This is a genomic window from Falsochrobactrum shanghaiense (assembly GCF_003149535.1).
Taxonomy (GTDB): Bacteria; Pseudomonadota; Alphaproteobacteria; order Rhizobiales; family Rhizobiaceae; genus Brucella; species Brucella shanghaiense.
Genome location: NZ_QGDB01000003.1, coordinates 561,228 through 576,832 on the forward strand (window position 1 = coordinate 561,228; position 15,605 = coordinate 576,832).

The following is a 15,605-nucleotide window of genomic DNA, read 5'->3' on the forward strand; positions in this document are numbered from 1 at the left end:
TGGGACCGTTATGAGCGGAGGTATGACCGATGACAGGAAAACTCCCCTTGAAGAACAGGTTAGATCAACTGACCCGTATGGAAAAGCTTGCATTAGGCCAGATCGGACGCACGAAGACCCGCCGTCACGACTGGAAGCCTTCGCGTGAGCTTATGAGATTGCGTGAAGTTGAAAAGGTCATTCGATCCCGACATGGCGGAATGATCCCCGACCCTTCTGACACAGACGATAGGGATTTCTGCCTAAATTATATTCTGGCTGCATCCCTCTCCAAGGTTGAAGGCCAGTGCATGACAAGTTGGTGTGCGAAATGGGCACCATGGGCCAGCACGGCAGAAATAGTGAATGCTGAAATCCAAGCAGCAAAACGCAAGATGATGATCACTGCCGATGGCGTGGCCGGTCTGCTTATGATCACTTTCAAGGAGCGAACTTCAATCGGACTGAGCACTATCGGTGCCTGCGACATTTCTCGGCAGGAACGAAATAAGCTGGCGAAAGAGCGGAAACGTCAAAGAGATCGGGAAAGGCAAGAGCATCTTCGTCGTATGCGTGGCAGCAAGGATCGGAAATCCCATGCCGCGTCAACAATCACGCATCTGAAGCCATGGGAAGCCGAAGGGATTTCTCGTGCTACTTGGTATCGGAGACGGTGTGAGACAGAACAATCGCGAGTAGATATATATACAAGTGGCGACACTCTTGTCTCAAACACAAGTGGCAGCATTCTTGACGCCGACAATTCCAGCATTTCGAAGCCCCTCTCGGTCGCCAACGGCGAACGTAGCGCGGGTCTGGGGGAGCATCCCCCAGCGGAGTTCCAAGAGGCAGCGCCTCATGGGAGTGACGATAGTTATAATTCCATTCCAGAGGCACGGAGGAACGCAGCATGAACGTGATACTGTTTCCTGTTGAGGCGGAAGTTGCAGCGATTGAACGCGCGGCAATAAACTTGGATCGTCGGGACGCTAAGTCCGCGGCCAAATGGTGGCAAACCGAGTGCAGGCGGTTACATGCCAGATATACTGTCATCGGCTTTCCAGATGCGGAGTGTCGAGCAATGGTTGATCGTTTTGCCCGCGCCGTGCAGGCGGAACTGAACCGCATGGCGTTCGATGACTGCCGCAAGAACGGGAATGGAGGCGCAGCATGACCGAGAATGTGACGATGACCGAAGCGGAGGCCTTCTCTGACTTGGTGAAGAACCTCGCTCTATTGGCCACCGTGCTTGAGAAGAATCTCAAATGGCTTGAAGGGGAAATAGCCGAAGGTCGCGAGGATCGCGAGGAAAGTATCAAGATGGGCCTTGAGCGCGGCGGTATGGACGAAAGTGACGCCCAACAGGAAAGAGAATTCGTCACGGTCCTGTTTCATGACCTGCGAATTCAGAAGGTAATGGATAACATCAGGAATGGGTCCGAGTTCTGTTCCTTCGCCTCGAAATGGTTGTCCCAATATCGGATGGAGGATCGCGCATGACCGTGATCGAACAGCCAGACGGCAAATACTACGTGGCAGGCGGCGCACAGATGCTGGCTGGCCCTTTCGAAACCCATGCGGAAGCATGGCGAGCATTGGACCGGATGACAGGCGATCCGATAAATCCGGCAGAGAAGAAATCGCAGTGGATCGCCAGCAAGATAATCGGAGGTGCCGCATGAGCCAGCTTGATCTTTTCGCATGGGCAGAAGCCAAGCCGTCAAACGTGATCGATGCAATGCCGCACCTGATCCGCAAGGCAGCGATAGAAGCCATCTACAACATTCCAAATCGTAAGGGCGATGGAACAGTTGCCCGCTTCCAAGAAAGGAAGACAGCATGAGCACTGAACCACTCGCAACATACACCGAAGTATTGGCACTCATCATTAGCTATCTCGATAGCGCTTCCGAGTGTCTTGAACGTGAGAACAATTGGCTGGGGCGCTATGTGGATATTGAGAAAGAAAGCATTCAAGACACACTGACGCTCATGGAACTTCGAAATGCATGTGACGAGGAGAAGGAAGCTGAAGCTGAGTTCTACACTCTGACATTACGCGCAGATCAGGTTGAAAAGCACATGAAAAATCTTGCGCAGGTCGCAGAATTTGCCAAGTGGGCTTCCGGCCATCTGCAATCATTCAAGGTTCAGGAGGGGGTGGAATGACCCCGACCAACCCCCGCGTGACCGAAGCGGCTCGTTGGCTGGCGACCACGCCCGACCATATGAAGCCGCATCCTGTTATCCAGGAACTGCGCCAGCGGTTCGCATTAACTGCGCTCGAAGCCAGTCTGGCGGCAACTGAAGCCCGCCTTATCCGTGCGAGGTCGAATTGATGGAAAATGAACAAGACCAGATTGCAGACCTCTTCCATGAGGCAGTCAGTACATTCCCAGCCGAGTTGCAGGAGCAGGCCCTTGAGTGGCTGGCGCAGCGCGAAGCTGCCTACAGGCTTATTCGTGAGATAGAGGAAAAGGGACCGGGGGCGCTGCTATGAGCGATATGAGCGACGAAGAACTTGAACGCCGCATGTCAGCAAAGCTGTTTGGCAGGGAAGCGCGGAAAGGTCCGGTGGTTGAGGTACGCAGGAGCCGGACACCAAAAAAGCCTGTGCCGGTTGTCGAGGCCGTGGCAAAAGAAATCCCTATTATGGAAGGCGGCGATGACTGTTGGGTCGTGACATTCACATCATTGCTTCCTGACGGTAAGCGCATTCATCTTAAGTCTATCCGTTCGCCTGCCACTATCGATCATCGGCAGGTTATTCGTGAATACGAAGCTGAAGGGCGTATCATCCAGTGGGCCAGCAAAACGCCGGAGGAGATGCTAGATGACGACGGCTGCTAGATATCAACTCACCCCGGAGAAGCTGGACAAGATGATGGCTCCACCACGGCCACGAACTCGGATCATCTGGACGGCGGAAGCCATTGCCGCCCAGATCGGCACATCTGCCGATTATGTCAGACACACTCTTGTCAATCTGGAGGGAAGCCCGGTAAAGAAGATGGGGACACGATATTGCGCCCATGCCGATGACCTTGAGGCATTCTTTCGAGCGCGCCCCATACAAACATAGTTTAACCCATTCTATCCGATAACATTTTCGGGTTTTACAAGCGACATTAAGGGCCATGAAGATATGGCCCTTTTACCGCAAAAAAGCACTGACTGACGAGCAAATCCTTGAGATGCTTGGACAGGGTGCGCCGACTGCAACGGGTGTGGCGGTTTCGACCGAGATAGCCTTGCGCGTCCCTGCCGTTGCCACTGCGGTTCGTACCATTTCCGAAGCCGCTGCCAGCCTCAATGTGAAGGTGGTGGAAATTGCCGCCGATGGATCGGAGAAGGAAGTTCCCGGTCATCCTGCCGTTGATCTGCTGCGCAGCGAGGCGAACGAGTGGACTTCCGGTTTCGAATTCATCCGCTCGATCATGGTCGATGCACTTTGCCGGGATCAGGGCGGGCTTGCCCGTGTCTCCCGCAGCATGGATGGACGGCCCCTTGAACTGATCCGGTATCGTCCCGGTTTCATCAATGTCGATTATCCCGACGATACCTTGCAGCCGCGTTATCGTGTGAATGGCGTCCTGCAGGATGCCAGCGAAATCATTCATCTGCGCGGCACATTTGACAAATCCCCGCTGACATTGTGCCGTGAAGCCATCGGCGTTGCCATTGTGATGGAACGCCACGCGGCCAAGCTATTCGGCACCGGGGCGCGTCCCGGCGGTGTGATCGAAACGCCCAAGCCCCTCGGTCATGAGGGCGCAAAGAACATGATCGCCATGTGGCGAACGATGATGGACGGTGCCGATAATTCCGGCAAGTCCGGCATTCTGTGGGATGGCGCGCAGTGGAAGCAGATGCAGCTTTCCAGTGTCGATGCGCAGTTTCAGCAGCTTCGCCTTTTCCAGCTTCAAGAAATCGCCCGCGCCTTCAATCTCCCGGCGACCCTTCTTGGCGATCTGACGAAAGCCACTTGGTCGAATAGTGCCGAGATGCACCGCCAGTTCCTCCAGCTTTGCCTTGAGCCATGGCTGCGAGCACTGGAAGGCGCATTGCGCCGCGCCTTGTTCACCAAGGACGAGCGCAAGAACCACGCCATCCGCTTCGACCGTGACGACTTCACCAATGTCGATCTGACGGCCCGTGCGACTGCAATCAGTTCGTTGCGTTCGTCCATGGTGCTGACCCGCAACGAGGCCAGAGATTGGCTTGATCTGGAGCCGGTAGCGGATGGCGACACATTTGAAAACCCGAACACTGGATCGAGCCAGCCAGGGTCCGTTCATGAGAACGATACCCCGTCTACTAAAAATTCAGTAACCGACGAGGAAGAACCGACCGATGACGCTTGATGACATCCTCAACAATGTGACCGATCAGGACCGGGGCCGCGAATGTGAGCTGGTCAATCCTGTCACCGGAGAGCCGACCGGGATCAAGCTATGGATCGTCGGCCCGGACAGCAAGACGGCGCATGACGCCCGTATCGCCATGACAGATGAACTGATGGAGCGCACCCGCTCTGACGGCACTGTGTCCGGCGAGGATCGTGAGCGCGCCCGTTTGAACAGTCTGGCTCGCCTCGTGACCAAGTGGGAAATCACCGAAGACGGCAAATCCCTCCCGTTCAATCACAAGAACGTTCTGCGTCTTCTGGCTGTGTCGTGGGTGGAAGCCCAGATTGATGCCTTCGCCAGCAACCGCGCTCATTTCCGTGAGGTAGCGTGATGGATCGGCTGTTCGTTGAAACCAAGATGATCGCCGGTGACGCGGGTCTGATTTCCGGTCTGGCTTGGAAATTCGGCACTCCTGATCGCATTGGCGATTGGATTGAACCCGGCGCGTTCAAATCCGCCAAGATGCCTATCCCGATCCTGTTCGGCCACGACATGAACGATCCTGTGGGGACGTGGGACATTGCCGAAGAAAAGTCGGATGGCCTGCACCTCACCGGCAAGCTTCTGGTCGATGAGGTGATCCGTGCCCGCGAAGTGCAAGCGCTGGTCAAGTCCGGTGCCGTTCGCGGTGTCTCTATCGGCTTCATCACAAAAAGCTCCAGCCCGCGTACCGGCGGCGGGCGCACCATCAAATCTCTTGAGCTTCTGGAAGCGTCTCTCGTGACGATCCCGATGCATCCCGGCGCGAAGGTGACTTCGGCCAAATCGGCAGTTCTGGCGCTGAATATCGCCGCTGCCATTCAACGCGCAGCCGCGCAGATTGGAAGGAACTGACATGCAGCATGTCATGAAAGAAGCGCTGCTCGGCAGCGTGAGCATCACCCGCAAGGGCGAGGATGACGATCCGGTTTCCATCGTCACCAAATCGCTTGATGATCTGCGGGCGTCACTGGACGAGCGTCTCAAAAAGGTCGAGGGCGAAAATCCTGATCTGAAAGCTCTGAATGATCGCCTTGATGAAATCGAGAAGAAGGCTGGCCGCCTCGGCGGTGGTGGCAACAAGGACGAGCAGAACGAGATCGAACGCAAGGCCCTTTCTCACTTTGCCCGCACCGGCTCTGACGTGGAAGTGAAGGCCGCAGCATCCGACAACAATGTGGATGGTGGCTATTTCGTTCTGCCTACGGTCGATTTGACCATCCGCAATCTGATGACTGATCTGTCTCCCATGCGTGGGCTTGCGGAAGTCGTCAGCATTTCGACCGACAAGTACGAGCGCTTCTATTCGATGGGCAAGCGCGGTGCGAAGTGGGTTTCGGAACGCGAAGACCGTCCGCAGGATACGGCTCGCCCGGAACTCATCAAGCATTCGTATGGCGTGGCCGAACTCTATGCCGCTCCCGTCGCCACCCGTCACCTGCTCGATGATGCGGCCACTGATATTGCTTCATGGCTGATCAACAATGCCACCCACGATTTCAGCGAAACCGAGGGCGAAGCATTCATGACCGGCGATGGTGTGGATAATTCCCCGACTGGCCTGCTGACCTATCCGACAGCACCGGAGAAGGATTTCACCCGTGCGTGGGGCAATTTCCAGTATGTCGCCGCCGGTGCAACGCCGACCGACATTCAACTGGCCGATGCCCTGATCAAGCTCGTTGCCACGCTGCGCCGCCCATACAAGGGCAATGCAACGTTCCTGATGAACAGCAACACGGCAATCCGCCTGCGCCAGATCAAGGACGCCAACGACCGCTATCTGTGGGCACCCACGGGCAATCTGATCGAAGGCATTGAGCATCCGCTTCTCGGCCAGCGTGTCGAGATCGATGAAACCATGCCGGACATCGGGGCCAATACCCTGCCTATCGCCTTCGGTGACTTCCGTCAGGGCTACGTCATTGTTGACCGTCAGGGCGTTCGCATCAACCGCGATGAACTCACCCAGAAGGGCCGTATCGTCTTCGACGTTTACAAGCGCGTAGGCGGCGGTGCCGGTGACTTCAATGCGATCAAGTTCCTCAAGATCGCTGCGAGCTAAGGAGGCCAAGCCATGAAAGACACCTTCCACGATAACAAGGCGGTTCAGGCGATTGCTCCGGCAGTGCTGACCGCTAACACGAACGGCGTATCCATCGACCTCAAGGGTTTCGATAGCGCGCTGTTCGTCATCAACACCGGCGCAATCGACGCGGCAGGCGACTTCACTGTGAAGCTTCAGGAAAGCGACACGGGAACGAGCGGCTGGACGGATGTTGACGCTGCTGACCTTCTCGGCAGCGTACCGGCGACCCTTGCAGCCAATGCGGCCTATCGGATCGGCTATATCGGTTCGAAGCGCAAGCGCTATGTCCGCGCCGTTGCCACCAAGGCAGGCGGCACGAGCATCGCCGCCGGTGTGGTCGCCATCCTCGGTCATCCGAACATCGCGCCGGTGGCCTGATATGACGATGCGCGCTCCTTCCATATGCAGTCATTGCGGCAAGGCTCACACCCGTAAAGAGCCATGCATCACTGTGCAGCGGCTTGAGAAGGAGCGCAAAGCCCGCTTCGACAAGAAGCGCCCAACAGCCCGCCAGCGTGGCTACACAGCCGAATGGGAGAAGGCCCGCAAGGAATACCTTGCCGTCTATTCCTCCTGCGCCCGTTGTGGACAGCCTGCCACGCTGGTCGATCACCGCAAAGCTCATAAGGGCGACCAGACACTGTTCTGGGATCGTGCCAACTGGCAGCCCCTTTGCACTCCCTGTCATTCCCGCGCCAAGCAATCGGAAGAGCGGCGCAATCAGAACGAGGGTTAAACCATGCCCATTTTCGCAACTGCTGGCGCGAAGGTATTCATCGGAGGTGTGCTTGATGCAAAGCCTGCCGACTTCGTGGCCGCTGACTTCACAAGCCAGACGTGGACCCAGGTGAACAATTTGGAAAGCATCGGCACCTTTGGCGACACGGCAACCGAGATCACCTTTGACGATATCGGCAAGAACCGTACCCAGAAGCTCAAGGGCACTCGCAACGCCGGTAATATGGAGATGGTCTGTGGCATCGATTATGCCGACGCTGGCCAGATCGCCTTGCTCGCTGCCGAGAAGGCCATCCATGACTATGCCTTCAAGATCGAGTTCAACGACGCTCCAGCAGGCGGAACGCCTTCACAGCGCATGTTCATCGCCAAGGTTATGAGCGCAGCAGAAGCACTCGATACGGCCAACAACGTGATGAAGCTCAACTCAACCCTTGGCATCAATTCCAATATCGTGCGCGTCAACGCGACGGAGGCTTAATCTATGTTCTTCGCCACGTCAGGCACATCCCTGCATATAGGAGCGGTTCGGCAGGACTGGACCGCTCGACAGGTGAGTGCATCTGACTTCACCGGCGAGGCGTGGACACAGGTCAATGGATTATACAGCCTTGGTCAGATCAGTGGTGAGTGGCAGACCAACGCCACCATGCTGCCTGATCCCTGTGATCCAGACAATCCACCTATCCCAGATCATCAGAAGATCGCACGGCCTGCGCAGACGATGGAGGTGGTGACTGCACAGAATGATGCAGACGCAGGCCAGTTGCTCATGCTGTCCGCAGAGAACAGCGTCAATCCCCACGCATTCATGCTCACCTTCGCCAATGGCAGCAGTCGCCAGTTCATCGCTCACGTCATGTCCGCCGGAGAAATCATGGACGAGGCCAACAGCGTGGTGTGCTGGTCTTTCGGCCTTCTCCTGCAATCCAACATCGCGAGGTCAGCATGACCGGGGGTGGTCTTCAACTTTTGACCCCTCACGGGGACCGGCGCGGGGGACTTCGCGCAAGACAGGACATAATTGGAGTTTTCGGAAATGGCTGAAATCGTGACCCTGCAAGAGCTTAAAGATCAGTTGAATTTCACTGCTGATCAGGGCGTGAACGATGACGCGCTCCTGTCTCGAAAGCTCAAGGCGGCACAGAACTATATCGAGAGCCTGCTTGGCTTCAAGTTGGAGGAAACCTATGGCGGCGCGGACCAAGAGGAAGTTCCGGCAGCACTTGTTGAGGCAATCTATCAGACGGCAGCACATTGGTATGAAAATCGTGAAGCTGTTCTTGTCGGTGTCAATGCGCAAGACCTTCCGTTCGGCGTCTGGCCTATCGTGAATGAATTCCGGAGGTACGTGTTCTGATGGCTGATGATGGTGGACTGTCCCGGTTCCAGCGGCGCATGAACGCTATCCCGAAAGCGGTGCGTGAGGCCGTGAAGCCTGCGCTGGTCAAATCGGCTGATGAAATGGCGACCGGCATGAAGCGCCTTGCCGAAACCTCTCGCGACACCGGCGCGCTGATCGACAGCATTCAGGTGACCGGCCCCGGTCAGCAGACGCCACCGTATTCCCAACCCGGCGGCAGCTATCAGACCAAGGAGAACGAGGCCGTAATCACGGCTGGCAATCGTGACGTGCGGTACGCGCATCTGGTCGAGTACGGAACCACGAAAGCGAAGGAACAGCCGTTCTTCTGGCCGACAGTCCGCACCCAGAACAAGCGCGCTCGTGACCGCATCAAGCGAGCCATGCGCAAAGCAATCCGAGACCAGTGGGGCAAGAAATGACAGCACTCATTCATCGCCTGCGCGGCTTCATGTGGACGCTTCAGGTTCGCCGCATCATGCGCAAGGCTCGCAAGTCTCCCGGCCATGCACATCGCGTTTGGCTGCAACGGAGAACCATTCTATGAGCAGCCCGGAAATCGCACTCCAGAAGGCATTGATCGAGCGCCTGCGCAACGACGCGGGTGTCATCGCGTTGGTGCCAGCGCTGAATATTCACGACACGAATGCGCGTCCCGTAGTCGATCCGTCGATCAATCTTGGCACCGATCAGACTGACGACGCCGAGTATCTGGCTCGCGACGTGACCATAGTTTTCCACGATCTGCATATCTGGAAGAAGGAGGCCGGTCTCGCCGGGGGCAAGTATATCGCGGCAGCGATAACCAAAGCCGTCAGAAAGGCCCGATTTCAGACCGTGGACGGCTTTCACTTCGCTGACTGCCACGTGTACCGCACCCGCTTTCTTCGCGATCCAGAGGGCGATTTCAGCCACGGCATCGTCACTGTGCGGGCAATCACTCAGGAGGTTTCATGAGAGCCGGTAAGCTTGATCGCCTCATTACCATTCAGCGCGCCTCGTACGTTGACGATGGCATGGGCAACCAGACACCCGCATGGGCGAAGCTGGCAGACTTGCGCGCCCAGATCGTTCAGGCCAGCACCGAAGAATATATCCGCTCTTACGGCGCGAGCGATGACACGGTGATTATCTTCCGCACCCGGTATTTCCCCGGTGTGAAGAACGAAGACCAGATCATCTATGCCGGTTTGGAGTTCGACATCAAGGAGACTAAGGAACTCGGTCGCAAGCAGGGCTTGGAAATCAGGTGTGTGAGCCGACCATGAAGGGAGCAAAGCCGCGTCTCGTGATCGACAATGATGCCATGGACCGTGTTCCCGCGCCTCCGGCATGGCTCTCGAAGGAAGCCAAGGCGGAATGGCGTCGTGTCATGCCCGGCCTGATCGAGCGGCGCATTCTGACCAATGGTGATCTTGGTTCTCTCGAAAACTATTGCACGGCAATGGGCCGGGTCCGCCAGCTTGAAGACAAGTTGCAGGGTGATTTCGATGCAGTGCTGTTCCGGGCGCAGGATAAGGCGATGACAACGGCCCGCCAGCTTGCGGCTGAACTCGGATTAACACCTGTGTCGCGCTCGCGGCCAGCAGTGAGGAAAGCGTCAGATGGTGACGAAGACTTATCCCCACTGGATATATGACGGCTCCGAGATCGATGATCCTTTCGGGCATGGTGACAGAGCCGTGCGTTTTCTGCGCGCCCTGCGCCATCCGAAGTCGATCCTTCCGAAGAACGCCTTCCAGCTTGACGAATGGCAGGAGCGGATTGTCAGGCGCATCTATGGCCCACGTCATGAGGACGGTTCGCGTATCGTCAAGACTGTGGTGCTGTTGCTTCCTCGTGGTAATCGAAAGACCAGTCTGGCCGCTGCCTTGGCGCTGCTGCACACAATCGGGCCGGAGCGAGTGCCGGAAGGCGAAGCCATCTTTGCCGCTGCTGACCGCAAACAGGCCGGGATCGCCTTCAAGGAAGCTCTGGGCATCATTCGCGCCGACAAGCGTGTGGTGGCCGCAACCCGTGCTTATGACGCGCACAACAGCGCCAAGAAGATTGTTTATCCGAAAGAGGGCTCATTTCTCGAAGTCATTTCAGGTGATGCAGGAACACAGCATGGCCGCACCCCGGCATTCGTCCTTGCTGACGAAATCCATATCTGGCCGAACCGTTATCTTTGGGAAGCCCTGACAACTGGTCTGGATAAAACCGATAATCCCCTGCTGGTTGTCGCCACCACGGCAGGACGGGGACAAGACAATCTTGCGTGGGATGTGGTCGAGGATGCCCGCAAGGTAGCGCGCGGCGAGGTCGATGATCCGTCCATTCTGCCGATCATATTTGAAGCCGACCGGAACGATGACTGGCGCGATGAGAATGTCTGGCATGAGGTCAATCCCGGCCTGCGCCATGGCTATCCCTCCCTTGATGGCTTCCGCCGTCATGCCAAGCGGGCAGAGCGCAGCGTAGGCGAGCGCCAGTCCCTGCGACAATTGAAGCTCAATATCTGGCTGGATGCTGCCACCGATCCATTCGTGGACATGGATATTTATGATGCTGGCAAGGGTCGGATTGATCTCGATAGCTTGCGGAATGAACCTTGCTGGCTGGCCGTCGATCTATCTTCAACCGTTGACCTTTCGGTCATCGTGGCCTGCTGGCGCGATGCTGATGGCTATGTCGTGCATCCGTGGTTTTTCTGCCCGGAAGACAACATTGATGATCGGGAAGACATGTCGGGCGGTTCCTATCGTCAGTGGGTGGACGATGAACTGATCACTGCCACGGAAGGTTCAACCATCGCTTTCCAGCCGATTGAAAACAAGATCGTAGAACTGTGTGAAGATTTCGACGTGAGGGAAATAGCCTTCGATCCGTTCATGGCGCGTCAGGTGCAGCCGAAATTGCTGGAAATGGGTCTGCCGGTCGTAGACATGCGGCAGGTGCCATCCCTGATGATGCCCGCCATTCATGAGCTTGAGCGCGCTATTCTGGCCGGTGAGTTCCGGCACGGCGGTCACCCTGTCCTTCGCCATTGCTTCTCGAATGTCGTGGTGAAGCGGAATGATCACGGCCACGTCGCCAAGTTCACAAAACCCAAGCTCTGGATGTCGATCGACGGTGCTGTGGCTTCCGCCATGGCCGTTGCCCGCTGTGCAGCCGGTGACAGCGGACGATCCAGTTACGACACTTTTGACGGCAATATAGAGGATTGGATCTGATGGCAGACGATACCGAACGCTTGTTTGTGGCTCTTGAAGCGCGTGTCAATCAGTTTGAAAAGGAATGGAAACGCGCCGAGCGCACCGGCAGTCGCACATTCCAGCAACTGCGGCAAAACTCATCCCGCGCGACCCGGCAGATGGAGCAGGATGCGACACGATCCGCAAGCCGGGTCAATCAGGCATTCGCAACCATCGGCACAAAGGTCGGAGGATACAGCAAGGCTTTTGCTGGTGGGGTGTGGGGCGGGATTGCAGCAGGCGGCTTGGCCGGTGTCACCGCCGCAGTTCGCGGTGTAGCGGCAAGCTTTGCCGAACTATCCTATGAAGCCAAGACCGCTGGCATCAATGTCGAGGACTTCCAACGCTGGCGCTATGTGGCCGATCAGAACAAAATCGGTATCGATGCGATGATCGACGGCTTCAAGGAGCTGAACCTTCGCGCCGATGAATATATCCAGACCGGCAAAGGCTCTGCCGCTGAATCATTTCAGCGCCTCGGTATGTCGCCAGATGAGGTCAAGGAACGGATCAAAGACCCCAGCAAGTTCATGCTGGAATTGATTGATCGAACCCGCAGGCTCAAGGATACCGCTGCCGGTGTCCGCATCTTTGACGAACTTCTGGGCGGTTCTGGCGGCGAGCAGTTCGTGCGTCTGATTGAACAGGGCCGCGAAGGCATCACAGCAACGCTCAATGAAGCCGACAAGATGGGCGCTGTGATGGATGAAAACTTCATCAAGAAGGCCGAGGAAGTCGATAAGAAGTTCAACCAGATTGCCACTACCATCGGCTCGACGCTCAAAGCGGCCATCGTGGATGCTGTGACGGCGCTGCAAGGTTTTATCAGCCAGTGGAACGCGCTGAATGAAAAGAGCGTGTCTGGCATTAAAGCCGAGCTTGAAATTCTACGCCAAGGACGTGAGCGTCTGAATACCACCCAAGCCGCTGGCGGCATTCAAGATCGCATTGCTGGTATCTTTGGCAAGGATCGCGAAAGCCAGCTTGCGGCAATTATCGCCCGTGAAAAGCTCCTCAATGATGAGTTGGACCGCCGCAAGAATATCATCGTCACGACACCAGAGCAGCCACCTGTTGCGCCCTACATACCACCTGAAAAGCCCGGTAAAGGCGGCAGCAAGAAATCAGATGCTGAACGGGAGCGTGACAGAACGGCAAAGGCTGCGGAACGGGAGCGGCTGGCCGTTGAAAGTCTCATCGCAGAATTGCAGTTCGAAGCGTCTCTGGTCGGTAAAACTGCACTTGAGAAAGAGAAGATGATTGCGCTTCGCCAAGCTGGTGCGGCGGCAACTGCGAAGGAAAAGGAGCAGATTGAGGCCCTGATTGAAAGCACCTATCGCCAGAACGAGGCATGGGAAGCATCGCAGCAACGGTTGATGGACATCAACAATAGTGCTCGCGAAGCCACCGGCAGCATCATTCAGGGAATGCTTAACGGCGAAAGCGCCTCCGACGCCCTTGCAAATGCTCTGGGCCGTGTCGCAGACCGCCTACTCGACGATGTTCTCGATGCTATATTCAAGGTAAATCAGGCTGGCAGCGGTGGGATTTTTGGTCAAATCCTTGGTTTATTCGGTGGCGGTGGATCACCTTTTGCATTCAGTGGGCAGCTTGCCGGTGCCTTCGCTGGTGGAGGGATCGGACTCTACGCAAGGGGCAGCACCTTCACCCCCGGAGGCACGGCGCTTGTCGGCGAGCAAGGTCCGGAACTGGTTCACCTTCCGCGTGGATCACAGGTCACACCAAATCACATGCTGGGTAAAGAGGGGGCAGGAGGCCGGAGCCAGAACGTCAATGTTCAGTCTGATGTTCGCGTGTCTGTCGATAAGGACGGCAACCTTCAGGCGTATGTGGTCGCTCAATCCGCGCAGGCTGCACAGAAGACCGTCAATAAGTTTGCGGGCAGTCAGGATTTTAAGGCGCGAACTGTGATGGCCGTGCGTGATGCCAAGAAGCGAGGTATGCTGCGATGACCGCGATCGACCGTATGGAAAAGGCAATGGTGTCAGCACTCAAACAGGCGCTGGCATCCCGTAAATCGGTTCTAGTGCCTCCCGGTGGCAATCTGCTTTGGGAATGGTTCATGGACCTGAATGCCGTGCGTACATGGCACATGAACGGCCCGAACCCGATCAGTTACGCCGATATTGTGTCTTATGGACAAATTAACCGCTGGAGCATCCAGCCGCACCATGTAGCGATCCTGCGTGCCATGGATGCGGCCTATGTCGAGTACTTCTATTCACAGCGTGAAAACAAGTCCGAGGAAAATGTCAGTCGCCAGCCAACCGGGGAGCTTAGCGCTGACCTGTTTGATGCGGTGTTCGGATGAGCAAGAAACGGCGTAAGCTTTCGGACTGGCATGCAAATTACGGCGTAAATCCACGCAAGCAGCTCAAGCTGTATAGAGATGGACAGAAAGCGCGCCCGCTGCCGCTTGCACCTATTTACAAGGAAAAGGACAGGGCGAGCTTAATTGACAGTGTGATGGATGTTCTCTCAGACTGGCGCTTATCTCCGTTTGAAAACGAAGGATCGGTTCGCGCTGGCGTTCGTGCTTCACTGTGCCTTAAAGGTCATCGTTGGGATCGGTCTGATCTGGAAGCATCGCTGGTTGTCGCTGGCGGCTTTAAGAGGATGGAAGTCGAGCGCCCGTCATGGGAACAGGGGCAAAGGGAATACACAACCCCTATCGAGAACTGTGCGTGGTGCGGTGGCGAGCGTGATCCGGCTGTAGGGGGAAGGTTTTGCACAGTTGAATGTGGACGCGCTTTTGCCGTCGATAGACAAGCAAATGAGTTTCGCAGGGACACTCAAATCTATCGGAGCGCCACACGAGTGTTGCGACGGGCAAAAAACGACCGCCGTCAATGCCTGTGCTGCGGCAAGTCGTTTATGCACGATGGTGACAAGGACCCGCGCCAGTTTTGTTCACAAGCCTGCTACTTCAAATATCGGAAGACAGAAGAGTTCACCAAGTTCCCAAGTGTATGCCGGTTCTGCGATAAGCCGTTCATGGGCCGTCAGAGTGGTGCATTCTATTGCAGCAACTCATGTCAGCTTACAGCAAGCCGACTGCGCACGGGAAAGAACGTTCCGAAGCGTTTAACCCCGCCGATCTTCGACTATGTGCTTACCCATCCCGTGAACAACTGCCGAACAAGTTCGATAACCCCTCAGCGGTTTGACTGGATCGCGATCAATCAGGGCCTGCGGGTAACAATGGAGAGGGCGGCTTAATGATGCGCTTTAATGCGAGCTTTCATGCTGTGGCCGGGAGGTGCAAGGATAATCAGCTTGATCTCCATGTAGCTGTCCGAGCCCACATAAATTTCATACAGTTCCCCTGCTATTGGTATCTTCTTCGACAACAGGTCATGGTGTAGCTCCGCTGCCGTATTTCGATCCAGATAGCCGACATGCCATGATCTGCTTCCCACAAAGCCGTGCACCGCTATTGCATTCTGGTCATGGGCATTGTTACGATCCGGGGTGACAGTGACGCCGTATCGCTGTCCCGCATCGCTAGCGCTTTTGGCTGCTTGAGCAAATTCCAAGGCCGCTTGCTTTCGATGTGCCACGCCCGCTGCCTTGATCATCATCGTTGTTTGGACCCACTTGCCCTCGGGCTTATGCCGATCCTTGGCAAATCGTCCGACCAGATGACCGGGCACATTGACGCTCTGCGGGGAGGCGTCGACTCGCTTCCGCCCAAACAGCCAGCCCAATAACCCCATATCTCCCCCCCCTTGTTATCCACAAGCTGGCAAAGAGGACGCGAGTCGTCAATCCATGTCGCATGGCATGTTGCG

29 protein-coding genes are annotated in these 15,605 nt (G+C 56.3%); 28 read left to right on the top strand and 1 reads right to left on the bottom strand.

What is annotated here, in order from left to right; all coding sequences use genetic code 11:
- The first annotated feature begins 29 nt into the window (after positions 1 to 29).
- The 28 genes from DKP76_RS10455 to DKP76_RS19025 all read left to right on the top strand — a co-directional run bounded on the left by DKP76_RS10455 (position 30) and on the right by DKP76_RS19025 (position 15,033).
- The gene (locus DKP76_RS10455) at positions 30 to 893 is read left to right on the top strand and encodes a hypothetical protein (protein WP_146198919.1); all 864 of its coding nucleotides are present in this window, start codon (positions 30 to 32) and stop codon (positions 891 to 893) included.
- Positions 890 to 1,153: a DUF6074 family protein gene (locus DKP76_RS10460; RefSeq protein ID WP_109706365.1), complete on the top strand. Its 264-nt coding sequence runs from the start codon at positions 890 to 892 to the stop codon at positions 1,151 to 1,153. Before DKP76_RS10455 ends, DKP76_RS10460 begins: the two co-directional genes overlap by 4 nt.
- Complete coding sequence (locus DKP76_RS10465) at positions 1,150 to 1,479, top strand: hypothetical protein (RefSeq protein WP_109706366.1); 330 nt, start codon at positions 1,150 to 1,152, stop codon at positions 1,477 to 1,479. Before DKP76_RS10460 ends, DKP76_RS10465 begins: the two co-directional genes overlap by 4 nt.
- Positions 1,476 to 1,661, top strand: a complete 186-nt coding sequence (locus DKP76_RS10470; RefSeq protein WP_109706367.1) for a hypothetical protein — start codon at positions 1,476 to 1,478, stop codon at positions 1,659 to 1,661. Before DKP76_RS10465 ends, DKP76_RS10470 begins: the two co-directional genes overlap by 4 nt.
- Positions 1,658 to 1,822 carry a hypothetical protein gene (locus tag DKP76_RS19365; protein ID WP_192799694.1) on the top strand — a complete coding sequence of 55 codons (165 nt, stop codon included), beginning with the start codon at positions 1,658 to 1,660 and terminating at the stop codon, positions 1,820 to 1,822. Before DKP76_RS10470 ends, DKP76_RS19365 begins: the two co-directional genes overlap by 4 nt.
- Positions 1,819 to 2,148 carry a hypothetical protein gene (locus DKP76_RS10475; RefSeq protein ID WP_109706368.1) on the top strand — a complete coding sequence of 110 codons (330 nt, stop codon included), beginning with the start codon at positions 1,819 to 1,821 and terminating at the stop codon, positions 2,146 to 2,148. The genes DKP76_RS19365 and DKP76_RS10475 overlap by 4 nt, the downstream gene beginning before the upstream one ends.
- The gene (locus tag DKP76_RS19370) at positions 2,145 to 2,318 is read left to right on the top strand and encodes a hypothetical protein (RefSeq protein ID WP_199224791.1); all 174 of its coding nucleotides are present in this window, start codon (positions 2,145 to 2,147) and stop codon (positions 2,316 to 2,318) included. The genes DKP76_RS10475 and DKP76_RS19370 overlap by 4 nt, the downstream gene beginning before the upstream one ends.
- Positions 2,318 to 2,479 (top strand): hypothetical protein, encoded by a 162-nt coding sequence (locus DKP76_RS19200; RefSeq protein WP_158279434.1) that lies wholly within the window; start codon positions 2,318 to 2,320, stop codon positions 2,477 to 2,479. Before DKP76_RS19370 ends, DKP76_RS19200 begins: the two co-directional genes overlap by 1 nt.
- Positions 2,480 to 2,484: 5 nt before the next feature.
- Positions 2,485 to 2,829, top strand: a complete 345-nt coding sequence (locus DKP76_RS10480; protein WP_146198920.1) for a hypothetical protein — start codon at positions 2,485 to 2,487, stop codon at positions 2,827 to 2,829.
- On the top strand, positions 2,813 to 3,061 hold the full coding sequence (locus tag DKP76_RS10485) for a hypothetical protein (protein WP_109706370.1): 249 nt from the start codon (positions 2,813 to 2,815) through the stop codon (positions 3,059 to 3,061). The genes DKP76_RS10480 and DKP76_RS10485 overlap by 17 nt, the downstream gene beginning before the upstream one ends.
- Positions 3,062 to 3,173: 112 nt before the next feature.
- Positions 3,174 to 4,343: a phage portal protein gene (locus DKP76_RS10490; RefSeq protein ID WP_245410196.1), complete on the top strand. Its 1,170-nt coding sequence runs from the start codon at positions 3,174 to 3,176 to the stop codon at positions 4,341 to 4,343.
- Positions 4,333 to 4,719: a hypothetical protein gene (locus DKP76_RS10495; RefSeq protein ID WP_109706372.1), complete on the top strand. Its 387-nt coding sequence runs from the start codon at positions 4,333 to 4,335 to the stop codon at positions 4,717 to 4,719. The genes DKP76_RS10490 and DKP76_RS10495 overlap by 11 nt, the downstream gene beginning before the upstream one ends.
- Positions 4,719 to 5,222: an HK97 family phage prohead protease gene (locus tag DKP76_RS10500; protein WP_109706373.1), complete on the top strand. Its 504-nt coding sequence runs from the start codon at positions 4,719 to 4,721 to the stop codon at positions 5,220 to 5,222. The genes DKP76_RS10495 and DKP76_RS10500 overlap by 1 nt, the downstream gene beginning before the upstream one ends.
- A gap of 1 nt (position 5,223) precedes the next feature.
- Positions 5,224 to 6,432, top strand: coding sequence for a phage major capsid protein (locus DKP76_RS10505; protein ID WP_109706374.1), 1,209 nt, complete (start codon positions 5,224 to 5,226; stop codon positions 6,430 to 6,432).
- Positions 6,433 to 6,444: 12 nt separating this feature from the next.
- Positions 6,445 to 6,834 carry a hypothetical protein gene (locus DKP76_RS10510; RefSeq protein WP_109706375.1) on the top strand — a complete coding sequence of 130 codons (390 nt, stop codon included), beginning with the start codon at positions 6,445 to 6,447 and terminating at the stop codon, positions 6,832 to 6,834.
- A 1-nt stretch (position 6,835) separates the two neighbouring features.
- Entirely contained in the window at positions 6,836 to 7,192 is a 357-nt protein-coding gene (locus DKP76_RS10515) for an HNH endonuclease signature motif containing protein (RefSeq protein WP_109706376.1), read from the top strand.
- Positions 7,193 to 7,195: 3 nt separating this feature from the next.
- Positions 7,196 to 7,675: a hypothetical protein gene (locus tag DKP76_RS10520; protein ID WP_109706377.1), complete on the top strand. Its 480-nt coding sequence runs from the start codon at positions 7,196 to 7,198 to the stop codon at positions 7,673 to 7,675.
- A 3-nt stretch (positions 7,676 to 7,678) separates the two neighbouring features.
- On the top strand, positions 7,679 to 8,146 hold the full coding sequence (locus DKP76_RS10525; RefSeq protein WP_109706378.1) for a hypothetical protein: 468 nt from the start codon (positions 7,679 to 7,681) through the stop codon (positions 8,144 to 8,146).
- Positions 8,147 to 8,233: 87 nt separating this feature from the next.
- Positions 8,234 to 8,554: a head-tail connector protein gene (locus DKP76_RS10530; protein ID WP_109706379.1), complete on the top strand. Its 321-nt coding sequence runs from the start codon at positions 8,234 to 8,236 to the stop codon at positions 8,552 to 8,554.
- Positions 8,554 to 8,979, top strand: coding sequence for an HK97-gp10 family putative phage morphogenesis protein (locus DKP76_RS10535; RefSeq protein WP_109706380.1), 426 nt, complete (start codon positions 8,554 to 8,556; stop codon positions 8,977 to 8,979). Before DKP76_RS10530 ends, DKP76_RS10535 begins: the two co-directional genes overlap by 1 nt.
- On the top strand, positions 8,976 to 9,104 hold the full coding sequence (locus DKP76_RS19750; protein ID WP_280953523.1) for a hypothetical protein: 129 nt from the start codon (positions 8,976 to 8,978) through the stop codon (positions 9,102 to 9,104). Before DKP76_RS10535 ends, DKP76_RS19750 begins: the two co-directional genes overlap by 4 nt.
- Entirely contained in the window at positions 9,101 to 9,514 is a 414-nt protein-coding gene (locus tag DKP76_RS10540) for a DUF3168 domain-containing protein (RefSeq protein ID WP_109706381.1), read from the top strand. The genes DKP76_RS19750 and DKP76_RS10540 overlap by 4 nt, the downstream gene beginning before the upstream one ends.
- Positions 9,511 to 9,825 (top strand): phage head closure protein, encoded by a 315-nt coding sequence (locus tag DKP76_RS10545; RefSeq protein WP_109706382.1) that lies wholly within the window; start codon positions 9,511 to 9,513, stop codon positions 9,823 to 9,825. Before DKP76_RS10540 ends, DKP76_RS10545 begins: the two co-directional genes overlap by 4 nt.
- Entirely contained in the window at positions 9,822 to 10,196 is a 375-nt protein-coding gene (locus DKP76_RS10550) for a P27 family phage terminase small subunit (protein ID WP_109706383.1), read from the top strand. The genes DKP76_RS10545 and DKP76_RS10550 overlap by 4 nt, the downstream gene beginning before the upstream one ends.
- The gene (locus DKP76_RS10555; protein WP_109706384.1) at positions 10,162 to 11,772 is read left to right on the top strand and encodes a terminase large subunit; all 1,611 of its coding nucleotides are present in this window, start codon (positions 10,162 to 10,164) and stop codon (positions 11,770 to 11,772) included. The genes DKP76_RS10550 and DKP76_RS10555 overlap by 35 nt, the downstream gene beginning before the upstream one ends.
- Positions 11,772 to 13,766 (top strand): hypothetical protein, encoded by a 1,995-nt coding sequence (locus DKP76_RS10560; RefSeq protein ID WP_109706385.1) that lies wholly within the window; start codon positions 11,772 to 11,774, stop codon positions 13,764 to 13,766. The genes DKP76_RS10555 and DKP76_RS10560 overlap by 1 nt, the downstream gene beginning before the upstream one ends.
- A complete protein-coding gene (locus DKP76_RS10565; RefSeq protein WP_109706386.1) occupies positions 13,763 to 14,125 on the top strand; it encodes a phage tail assembly chaperone in 363 nt (120 codons plus the stop codon). The genes DKP76_RS10560 and DKP76_RS10565 overlap by 4 nt, the downstream gene beginning before the upstream one ends.
- Positions 14,122 to 15,033, top strand: a complete 912-nt coding sequence (locus tag DKP76_RS19025; protein WP_146198921.1) for a hypothetical protein — start codon at positions 14,122 to 14,124, stop codon at positions 15,031 to 15,033. Before DKP76_RS10565 ends, DKP76_RS19025 begins: the two co-directional genes overlap by 4 nt.
- Here the strand turns inward: DKP76_RS19025 and DKP76_RS10575 are convergent.
- Positions 15,030 to 15,530, bottom strand: coding sequence for an HIRAN domain-containing protein (locus tag DKP76_RS10575; RefSeq protein WP_109706388.1), 501 nt, complete (start codon positions 15,528 to 15,530; stop codon positions 15,030 to 15,032). The genes DKP76_RS19025 and DKP76_RS10575 overlap by 4 nt on opposite strands.
- Between the last annotated feature and the right edge of the window lie 75 nt (positions 15,531 to 15,605).

Bases quoted from the DNA above. Each gene is read 5' to 3' on its own strand.
- DKP76_RS10550 (WP_109706383.1), top strand. From the start codon at position 9,822: ATGAAGGGAGCAAAGCCGCGTCTCGTGATCGACAATGATGCCATGGAC.
- DKP76_RS10540 (WP_109706381.1), top strand. From the start codon at position 9,101: ATGAGCAGCCCGGAAATCGCACTCCAGAAGGCATTGATCGAGCGCCTG.
- DKP76_RS10455 (WP_146198919.1), top strand. From the start codon at position 30: ATGACAGGAAAACTCCCCTTGAAGAACAGGTTAGATCAACTGACCCGT.
- DKP76_RS10525 (WP_109706378.1), top strand. From the start codon at position 7,679: ATGTTCTTCGCCACGTCAGGCACATCCCTGCATATAGGAGCGGTTCGG.
- DKP76_RS10535 (WP_109706380.1), top strand. From the start codon at position 8,554: ATGGCTGATGATGGTGGACTGTCCCGGTTCCAGCGGCGCATGAACGCT.
- DKP76_RS19750 (WP_280953523.1), top strand. From the start codon at position 8,976: ATGACAGCACTCATTCATCGCCTGCGCGGCTTCATGTGGACGCTTCAG.
- DKP76_RS19025 (WP_146198921.1), top strand. From the start codon at position 14,122: ATGAGCAAGAAACGGCGTAAGCTTTCGGACTGGCATGCAAATTACGGC.
- DKP76_RS10465 (WP_109706366.1), top strand. From the start codon at position 1,150: ATGACCGAGAATGTGACGATGACCGAAGCGGAGGCCTTCTCTGACTTG.
- DKP76_RS19200 (WP_158279434.1), top strand. From the start codon at position 2,318: ATGGAAAATGAACAAGACCAGATTGCAGACCTCTTCCATGAGGCAGTC.
- DKP76_RS10490 (WP_245410196.1), top strand. From the start codon at position 3,174: ATGCTTGGACAGGGTGCGCCGACTGCAACGGGTGTGGCGGTTTCGACC.
- DKP76_RS19365 (WP_192799694.1), top strand. From the start codon at position 1,658: ATGAGCCAGCTTGATCTTTTCGCATGGGCAGAAGCCAAGCCGTCAAAC.
- DKP76_RS10565 (WP_109706386.1), top strand. From the start codon at position 13,763: ATGACCGCGATCGACCGTATGGAAAAGGCAATGGTGTCAGCACTCAAA.
- DKP76_RS10495 (WP_109706372.1), top strand. From the start codon at position 4,333: ATGACGCTTGATGACATCCTCAACAATGTGACCGATCAGGACCGGGGC.
- DKP76_RS10505 (WP_109706374.1), top strand. From the start codon at position 5,224: ATGCAGCATGTCATGAAAGAAGCGCTGCTCGGCAGCGTGAGCATCACC.
- DKP76_RS10530 (WP_109706379.1), top strand. From the start codon at position 8,234: ATGGCTGAAATCGTGACCCTGCAAGAGCTTAAAGATCAGTTGAATTTC.
- DKP76_RS10560 (WP_109706385.1), top strand. From the start codon at position 11,772: ATGGCAGACGATACCGAACGCTTGTTTGTGGCTCTTGAAGCGCGTGTC.
- DKP76_RS10515 (WP_109706376.1), top strand. From the start codon at position 6,836: ATGACGATGCGCGCTCCTTCCATATGCAGTCATTGCGGCAAGGCTCAC.
- DKP76_RS10545 (WP_109706382.1), top strand. From the start codon at position 9,511: ATGAGAGCCGGTAAGCTTGATCGCCTCATTACCATTCAGCGCGCCTCG.
- DKP76_RS19370 (WP_199224791.1), top strand. From the start codon at position 2,145: ATGACCCCGACCAACCCCCGCGTGACCGAAGCGGCTCGTTGGCTGGCG.
- DKP76_RS10470 (WP_109706367.1), top strand. From the start codon at position 1,476: ATGACCGTGATCGAACAGCCAGACGGCAAATACTACGTGGCAGGCGGC.
- DKP76_RS10555 (WP_109706384.1), top strand. From the start codon at position 10,162: ATGGTGACGAAGACTTATCCCCACTGGATATATGACGGCTCCGAGATC.
- DKP76_RS10485 (WP_109706370.1), top strand. From the start codon at position 2,813: ATGACGACGGCTGCTAGATATCAACTCACCCCGGAGAAGCTGGACAAG.
- DKP76_RS10475 (WP_109706368.1), top strand. From the start codon at position 1,819: ATGAGCACTGAACCACTCGCAACATACACCGAAGTATTGGCACTCATC.
- DKP76_RS10575 (WP_109706388.1), bottom strand. From the start codon at position 15,530: ATGGGGTTATTGGGCTGGCTGTTTGGGCGGAAGCGAGTCGACGCCTCC.
- DKP76_RS10520 (WP_109706377.1), top strand. From the start codon at position 7,196: ATGCCCATTTTCGCAACTGCTGGCGCGAAGGTATTCATCGGAGGTGTG.
- DKP76_RS10460 (WP_109706365.1), top strand. From the start codon at position 890: ATGAACGTGATACTGTTTCCTGTTGAGGCGGAAGTTGCAGCGATTGAA.
- DKP76_RS10480 (WP_146198920.1), top strand. From the start codon at position 2,485: ATGAGCGACGAAGAACTTGAACGCCGCATGTCAGCAAAGCTGTTTGGC.
- DKP76_RS10510 (WP_109706375.1), top strand. From the start codon at position 6,445: ATGAAAGACACCTTCCACGATAACAAGGCGGTTCAGGCGATTGCTCCG.
- DKP76_RS10500 (WP_109706373.1), top strand. From the start codon at position 4,719: ATGGATCGGCTGTTCGTTGAAACCAAGATGATCGCCGGTGACGCGGGT.